This is a genomic window from Dietzia sp. DQ11-71 (genome assembly GCF_014144995.1).
Classification (GTDB): Bacteria; Actinomycetota; Actinomycetes; order Mycobacteriales; family Mycobacteriaceae; genus Dietzia; species Dietzia kunjamensis.
Genome location: NZ_JAALDT010000474.1, coordinates 1 through 6,945 on the forward strand (window position 1 = coordinate 1; position 6,945 = coordinate 6,945).

General features: G+C 61.0%; 6 protein-coding genes and 1 pseudogene. 6 read left to right on the forward strand and 1 reads right to left on the reverse strand.

The genetic code is table 11. The annotated features are described in order from the left end of the window. The 6 genes from G6023_RS14825 to G6023_RS14850 form a co-directional block, all read left to right on the forward strand. The coding region (locus tag G6023_RS14825; RefSeq protein ID WP_182636224.1) for an SIS domain-containing protein at positions 1-429 on the forward strand (429 nt) is incomplete at its 5' end. Positions 430-675: 246 nt separating this feature from the next. Next, complete coding sequence (locus G6023_RS14830; RefSeq protein ID WP_063972679.1) at positions 676-1,851, forward strand: ABC transporter ATP-binding protein; 1,176 nt, start codon at positions 676-678, stop codon at positions 1,849-1,851. A 189-nt stretch (positions 1,852-2,040) separates the two neighbouring features. Continuing rightward, entirely contained in the window at positions 2,041-3,333 is a 1,293-nt protein-coding gene (locus tag G6023_RS14835) for an extracellular solute-binding protein (protein ID WP_347238993.1), read from the forward strand. Positions 3,334-3,341: 8 nt separating this feature from the next. After that, complete coding sequence (locus G6023_RS14840) at positions 3,342-4,112, forward strand: tyrosine-protein phosphatase (protein WP_063972681.1); 771 nt, start codon at positions 3,342-3,344, stop codon at positions 4,110-4,112. A gap of 181 nt (positions 4,113-4,293) precedes the next feature. Continuing rightward, positions 4,294-5,334, forward strand: a complete 1,041-nt coding sequence (locus G6023_RS14845; protein WP_082904349.1) for a carbohydrate ABC transporter permease — start codon at positions 4,294-4,296, stop codon at positions 5,332-5,334. A gap of 29 nt (positions 5,335-5,363) precedes the next feature. Continuing rightward, positions 5,364-6,335 carry a carbohydrate ABC transporter permease gene (locus tag G6023_RS14850; RefSeq protein WP_082904351.1) on the forward strand — a complete coding sequence of 324 codons (972 nt, stop codon included), beginning with the start codon at positions 5,364-5,366 and terminating at the stop codon, positions 6,333-6,335. Positions 6,336-6,613: 278 nt separating this feature from the next. Here G6023_RS14850 and G6023_RS14855 read toward each other — a convergent pair. Then, positions 6,614-6,945, reverse strand: a pseudogene (locus G6023_RS14855) (hypothetical protein); the annotation flags it as partial.

Sequence of the window (6,945 nt, forward strand, 5' to 3'; positions counted from 1 at the left end):
CCGCCAAACGAACCTGCGAAATCCCGCCAAACGAAGGTGAAAGTCACAGCCGATGCCATCATGCAACGGCTCAGCGCCGTCGGCCTGCGCAGTGGTGACGTTTGCCTTGCCGTCAGCGAGTCGGGCTCGAATGCGCTGACGATCGCGGCCGCTCGAGAGGCCAAGGTCGCGGGCGCATCAGTCATCGGCCTCACCGCCTTCGCCCGCACGGCACTGGCCGAGCTCGCTGACGTAGCGCTCATTGCCGGCGCGACCTATCGCTGGGACCTCGACCGTGTCGGCGGGAATATCGTTCAGACCGTGCTGCTGAGCAGCTTGCACTCGGCCGTGATCGGCAGAGTCCAGAAGGCGCCGAAAGTCTCTGATCGCTACATCGAGACGGTGGCCCAGTTGACGATCGAGGAACCAGGGGAGCCGCCTGCGCCCTGATCCAGCAGTATCACCTGTACACCAGCCACTCCGCTTCGTCTCCATACGACTCGACTCCATCGGACGGCCCACGAGCATCTCGTGGGCCGTCCTGCTGCGTCGGCACTAGGGGCACCAACACTCCCGCGGTCGAGGCCGCAGGTTCATCCCGAACAGGCACCCCATTCTTCTGCGTGTCGCTCTGGATTAACGTTCCGCGTTCACACTCTTCTATGTAACAACCTTGCAAGAAGGGATGGCACAGACATGAGCTCGATCGACATCGCAGGCCTTACGCGTGTATTCAAGGGCAGCACGGCCGTGAACGCCGTCGATCTACGGATCGACGACGGAGAGTTCTGCGTCCTACTTGGCCCCTCCGGCTGTGGTAAGACCACGCTGCTGCGCATGATCGCCGGCTTGCTTGAACCAACATCGGGGACGATAGAACTAGACGGTGCCGACATCACCGATGTCCCTTCCAAGAAGCGCGACATCGCCATGGTGTTCCAGAGCTACGCCCTCTATCCGCATCTGAGCGTCGAAAAGAATCTTCGATTCCCCCTAACGCAAGCGCGAAAGGTTGACGGTACGAGGCTCTCCGGTGACGAGATGGCAGAGCGAGTCAACCAGGTTGCTGCATCGCTCGAGATCGATATGCTCCTTGACCGGCTGCCCAAACAGTTGTCCGGCGGGCAACGACAGCGAGTGGCGTTAGGGCGGGCGCTTGTCCGTAATCCGAAGGCGTTCCTGATGGACGAGCCCCTGTCGAATCTCGATGCGTCGCTGCGCACGCAGACCCGACAAGAGCTCACCAGTCTTCACCGACGTCTCGGCGCGACCTTCGTCTATGTGACGCACGATCAGGTCGAGGCGATGACCATGGCCACGAAGATCGTCGTCATCAACAAAGGAATCATCGAGCAGGTCGGCTCCCCGCTCGAGGTCTACGACCGTCCTGCATCGACGTTCGTCGCGAAGTTCATCGGTTCTCCACCGATGAATCTGATCCCGGCGACGGTCACGTCCGTTGCGGGGACCGTCCGTGTTGAAGGAGACGGGTTCGCTGCCGACCTGTGGGCCGGGACCACAGCTGAGATCGACGTGCTGCTGGGCGTTCGACCTGAGCACATCCGAGTCCTGGATCATCACGATCCGACTGCGGCGCTCAGGCTTCCGCTTCTCGTCAGCAACGTCGAACAGCTCGGCAACGAGACGATCGTGTACGGACGCGTGGCAGATTCCGACATCTGCATTCGCGGTGAGCGCCGCAACGATCTCCGACCGGGCGACGCCATCGAGATCGGCCTGGAGCTTGTCCATGCGCACTTGTTCGACAGCGCGTCCGGTCGACGGCTCGAGTGGGTCGCCGACGATCCGGCCGCGTCGAAGCGGGCGAGATCCGTTGAGCCTGACCAGAGGCAGGTCGTCGGCGTCTTCTGACGGTCGTCCGCTATTCGGAAACTGTTCGCTCCATCACATGTGTGCCCACCTGCACTTCGACAACTTCCCCATTTTATTCGATGAAAGGTCAGCTTCATGCGTTCACTACCTCGGCGATCTCGCTCATCCCGTCACGTCCGCGCCGCTCTGGTTATCACTGCGATGTCGAGTCTCGTATTGTCCGGCTGCGTGACGGCCGGGTCGAACACACCCGCAGCTCACTCCGAGGGCGGCCAGTTAGTCGAGCTCTCCGAAGACGACCAGGTCGAGATCGTATTCGAGTCCTACAACCTCTCCGGGCAGGGAATGTGGGGCGACACTATCGCCGGCCTCATCGACTCCTTCGAACAGGAGCACCCGAACATCACTGTGGTCGGGCAGGGCGTCGACTCTGGGAATGCCACCTCGTCGGTCCAGCAGCAAGTGCTTGCCGGGGATCCGCCCGATATCGGACAGATGGTCTTCGATTCGATGGCGTTCTCCGCTGAATCGCTCGGCGGCGCGAACCTCTCTGAACTCGTCGGACAAGAGAAGCTTGACGAGCACTTCGGTGGCAAGTACCCGTTTCACCCGCGGGCTAAGGTGCTCGCCGACATAGACGGGGCTACGTACGGACTGCCCTATGTGTTCTCGACCCCCATCCTCTGGATCAACGAAGACCTGATCGAGGAAGCGGGCATGGATCCCGAGACCATCGACACGAGCACGTGGGAATCTGTCGCCGACATCGCGGACCAAGTCACCGAACACACCGGTCGGCCCTCACTGTCCAACGCCTGCGTGCTGACCACGGGACGCTGGTGCATGCAATCGATGTTCCTCTCCAACGGCGCCCAGGTGCTCTCCGACGATCGCTCAACGATCGAGTTCGGCTCCGACGCCGCGGTGGACACCGTCGATGTGTTCAAGACGATGTACGAGGACGGAATCCTCAGCAACGAGGACGAAATGTCCCAGTACGACACCTTCGCACGTGGCGACACCTATGCCTTCCAGGTGACCTCGTCTGCTCTGCAGTCCAGCTTCATGCAGGGCGCGGAGGGAAATGACTGGACCCTCGATACGCGGGTGCTTCCGCAGTTCGGTGAGCAGCCTGCGGTACCCACCAACTCCGGTTCCGCTCTCGTGATGTTCTCCCAAGACCCCAAGAAGCAGGCGGCAGCGTGGGAGTTCATGAAGTGGATGACCTCCCCTGAGGCGTACGAGCAGATCACCACGGGAATCGGGTATCTGCCTCTCCGTTCTTCCATGACGGAAGAAGGTGGCCCGCTGCACGACTTCGTTGAGGCCAATCCGCTCGTCAAGCCGAACCTGGAGCAGCTCGACGAGCTATCGCCATGGGTTTCCTATCCCGGGGATCAATTCGCGCAGATCGATGAACTCCTGGGCACCGCGATCGAGGACTCGGTCTTTCAGGGAGCCGACCCCGCTCAGCGACTTCCGGAGACCGCAGAACGCTCACAGCAACTCCTAGAGAGGTGAACCACGCAATGACCTCCACCGACTCGCCCTCCGGCTTCACAGTTCGTCCGCCGCTGCCCGTCACCAGCTCCAATAACTTCCGTGACCTCGGTGGCACTCCGCTATCTCGCGGAGGTGTGGTCAACTCCAACCAGGTATTCCGCGCGGACGCGCTTCACAAGGTTGATGACGTCGGGCGCGCACTCCTGCGCGACCTCGGGATCTCAAGGATCGTCGACCTCCGTCGCACCGATGAGCTCGACGAGATGCCCAGCGCCGTCGACCGCGAGACCATCGAAATCGTGCACACTCCGATACTCTCCGATGCTGCAAGCAGCCATCAGTTGATGCTCGGTGAGAATCTCGATCTGGCTGGCATCTACGACATGATGATCGACACCCGCGGTGCCAACTTGGCCCGGGCGCTCACGCAAGTGGCGACCGCTCCCGGGCCCGTGGTGTTCCACTGCACAGCGGGCAAGGACCGCACGGGAGTGCTCGCCGCACTCATCCTCGAAGTCGTTGGCGCCGACCGCCAGGCCATCGTGGCTGACTACTCAGCCACTGCGGTCAATCTCGCCGGCGACTGGGCCGAGACGATGCTGGCCAGTCACGATGTCCCGTCGCTGGCAGCCGCCGGTGTCGACATCGTCACGATCATCACACAGAGTCCGGCGCCGCTCATGGAGGCGCTGTTAGAGCGACTCGACCGCGAATACGGCGGCGCTGAGGAATACCTGAAACTGCACGGACTCAGATCTGACGATCTGACAGCCCTGCGGACCAAGCTCACCGGCTGAAACGACCGAAGCGAGAGACAGTGCTCACGACCACGTTGGTGCCACTACACCCCAGCACCCCCAGCCACACGACCCATCAATCGAGCGCGACAGTCCCCACCGTGATCGGCTCGCTCAGCAAGACTGCGAACGCAGAGAGTGGAAAATCAGCGACGATCGTCGCCAGCGGGACGGTCCGCTGATGTTCTCAACCGTCCCGCCCCCGTCGAGCTACCCAGAAGAGCAGCAACTCACCGGTTCCTCGCGGGCGGTGGAATCAACCCGCAAGACCGCTGCTCGGACCCCGCACCTGCTAACCCCGCGCGGCAATTCAAATCTCGGCGACCATAAAACGAGAAAGTCACCATCTCAGCGGCTCTCACCCTATCTATACCTGCTCCCAGCCATGGCCATGCTTATCCTGTGGACATATTGGCCGCTGGTCCAAACCTTTGAGCTGTCATTCTATGACTGGAACATGCTGCCGAACACACCTCGCGAGTTCGTCGGCGTGGACAACTACGCAGATGTCATCGCTCTCCCGGAGATGCGACAAGCAGTGCGGAACACCGTAGTGTACACCGCCGCATTCGCAGTGTTCTCTCTCGTCCTGCCGCTCCTCATCGCCTTACTTTCACAACAGGTCCGAGGCCGCTGGAAGACCTTCTACCAAGCGCTCATCTTTGTCCCATTCCTCCTCACGCCGGTGGCCACGGCTGCTGTCTGGCGTTGGCTGTTCGCGCCGAACGGAGGCACGATCAATATCGCACTGAGCGCTTTCGGAATTGAGTTGGGCAATGTACTCCGCGATCCAGGTCTAGCTATCTGGGCGATCATCATCATGGTCGGTTGGCAGATGCTCGGCTTCGGTGTTCTCGTGATCTCGGCAGGGCTCGCCGGCATCAGTCCCGAATACAGTCAAGCCGCTGGCCTAGATGGAGCATCGGCGATGACGGTGACCAGGAAGGTCACACTGCCGCTGCTGTCACCCACCCTCGTGTTCCTCGGACTCATGACCGTGCTGCTGGCGGCCCAGTGGACCTATCCGATCATCGACATCCTCACCCAGGGCGGGCCGTCGAATAGCTCGACGAACATCTACTACATCCTCTATCAGTTCGGATTTCAGAACTTCGACTCGGGATTATCGTCTGCGGCAGGCGTGCTGTTCTTTATCGCCTTCGGCGCGATCGGCGCCCTCTACATGTGGATGACTCGAAAACTCAGCTTCCACGATGACTGAACCCCGAAATGACCCGGAAGGCGTCTCGCATGTCATTCGTTCTCGAAACATCAGCCCCGGTCGACCCGCACGCAGCGGTGCGGCCCCGCATCCGTCCATCCATATTGGAATCACGGACTACGGCAGCGGAAGACGATCCCAATGACTCCCTAAAGAACCGGCAGAATACCGACTCTGACCTACCCGTGGGGGCACGCAGCGTTGGAGGAATCGCCATCGGCCACGTGATACTGGCCGTCGCCGCGATCTGTAGCATTTTCCCCGTCTATTGGCTCTTTGCCACAGCATTCCGACTTCCAGAAGACCAGCTTTCGCAGAGTCTTATTCCATGGCCGATAAGCATTCAGAACTTCATCGACGTCACGGACCAAATCCCGATTCTCTGGATGATGTGGAACACGTTGGTCATGGCGACTGCTCTCACGGTGTTCCAGTTGTTCACCTCTATACTCGCCAGCTACGCATTCGCCAGATTCGACTTCTACGGAAAATCGGTAGCCTCGTTCCTCTTCATAGGATCATGGCTAGTACCCTTCCAGATCACGATGATCCCGAACTATCTCATGGTCTCCCAGCTGGGACTCCTCAACACGGTCGCTGGTGTCGTCGTACCTAACCTCGTATCGGCATTCGGTGTGCTCATGCTCATGCAGCACATGCGCTCCTTCCCCGGCGAGCTTCTCGACGCCGCCAAGGTCGATGGACGAAACTCCTGGCAGACTCTGTGGAGCATTGTCGTACCCAACATGAAACCCGCACTTGCAGCACTCGCGATCATGCTATTCATCACGGCTTGGAACGATTACCTTTGGCCATCGCTGATCATGCGCCAGTCTGATGCCCTAATCCAAGTTGGCATCCGCTCATTCCTCACCGCCGAGGGAAACAATTGGGGTGCGGTCATGGCAGCTGCGGGGATGGCCTGTATACCCGTGTTCCTGCTCTACATCTTCTTACAGAAATACGTCGTCGCAGGTTTCGTTCGTTCCGGCATGAAGTGAAGGAACGCTCCAGATAGGCGCAAGGCGTGCCTCCTTTGACGACCCTTCCGGATCCGAAGTGCCTAGCGGCGGTTCATCGGTGAGGCGGTGAGACGGGAGTCGACCACCCGGCATGTCACATCGTCTGTGTAAGAGACCGGTCAGTTAGCCCCGCTGCTGGGTCATCAGAGTGGGAGCCGGTTGGGGAATTGCACCGCAAAGGCGTTGAGCGCTAGGCCACTCTGGGTGCCGGCGCCGAGCTGGACACTGCGGGTGGTCTCAATGTTCCGGCGGGATGGCTACGACGCACCTGACTGATCCGCGCCACGAGCGCTATCGCGCAGCGAGTCCAGGACTTCACGCAGCGTGTCCGAGGTTGCCTCCGCCCGGACCCGTGCCCGGTCGGACTCCTCGGCCTTGGTGCGTGCGACGGCGGCGTCCTGGCGCGTTTCCTCGAGCTGGCCGCGCAGCTGCTCGAGCTCGCCGCGCATTCCCTCGAGCTCGCCGAGTGCTCGGTCGCGGGACGCGACCGCCTCGTCACGCTCTGCGGCAGCCTGCTCGGCCGCCTCCAGGGCGTGGGCCTCACCCGCGCGAGCAGCATCGAGCGCCACCGCGGTCGCCTCGTCCGCCT

Excerpts from the sequence above, each read along its gene's own strand:
- G6023_RS14845 (WP_082904349.1), top strand. The coding sequence starts at position 4,294 with ATGTTCTCAACCGTCCCGCCCCCGTCGAGCTACCCAGAAGAGCAGCAA.
- G6023_RS14830 (WP_063972679.1), top strand. The coding sequence starts at position 676 with ATGAGCTCGATCGACATCGCAGGCCTTACGCGTGTATTCAAGGGCAGC.
- G6023_RS14850 (WP_082904351.1), top strand. The coding sequence starts at position 5,364 with ATGTCATTCGTTCTCGAAACATCAGCCCCGGTCGACCCGCACGCAGCG.
- G6023_RS14840 (WP_063972681.1), top strand. The coding sequence starts at position 3,342 with ATGACCTCCACCGACTCGCCCTCCGGCTTCACAGTTCGTCCGCCGCTG.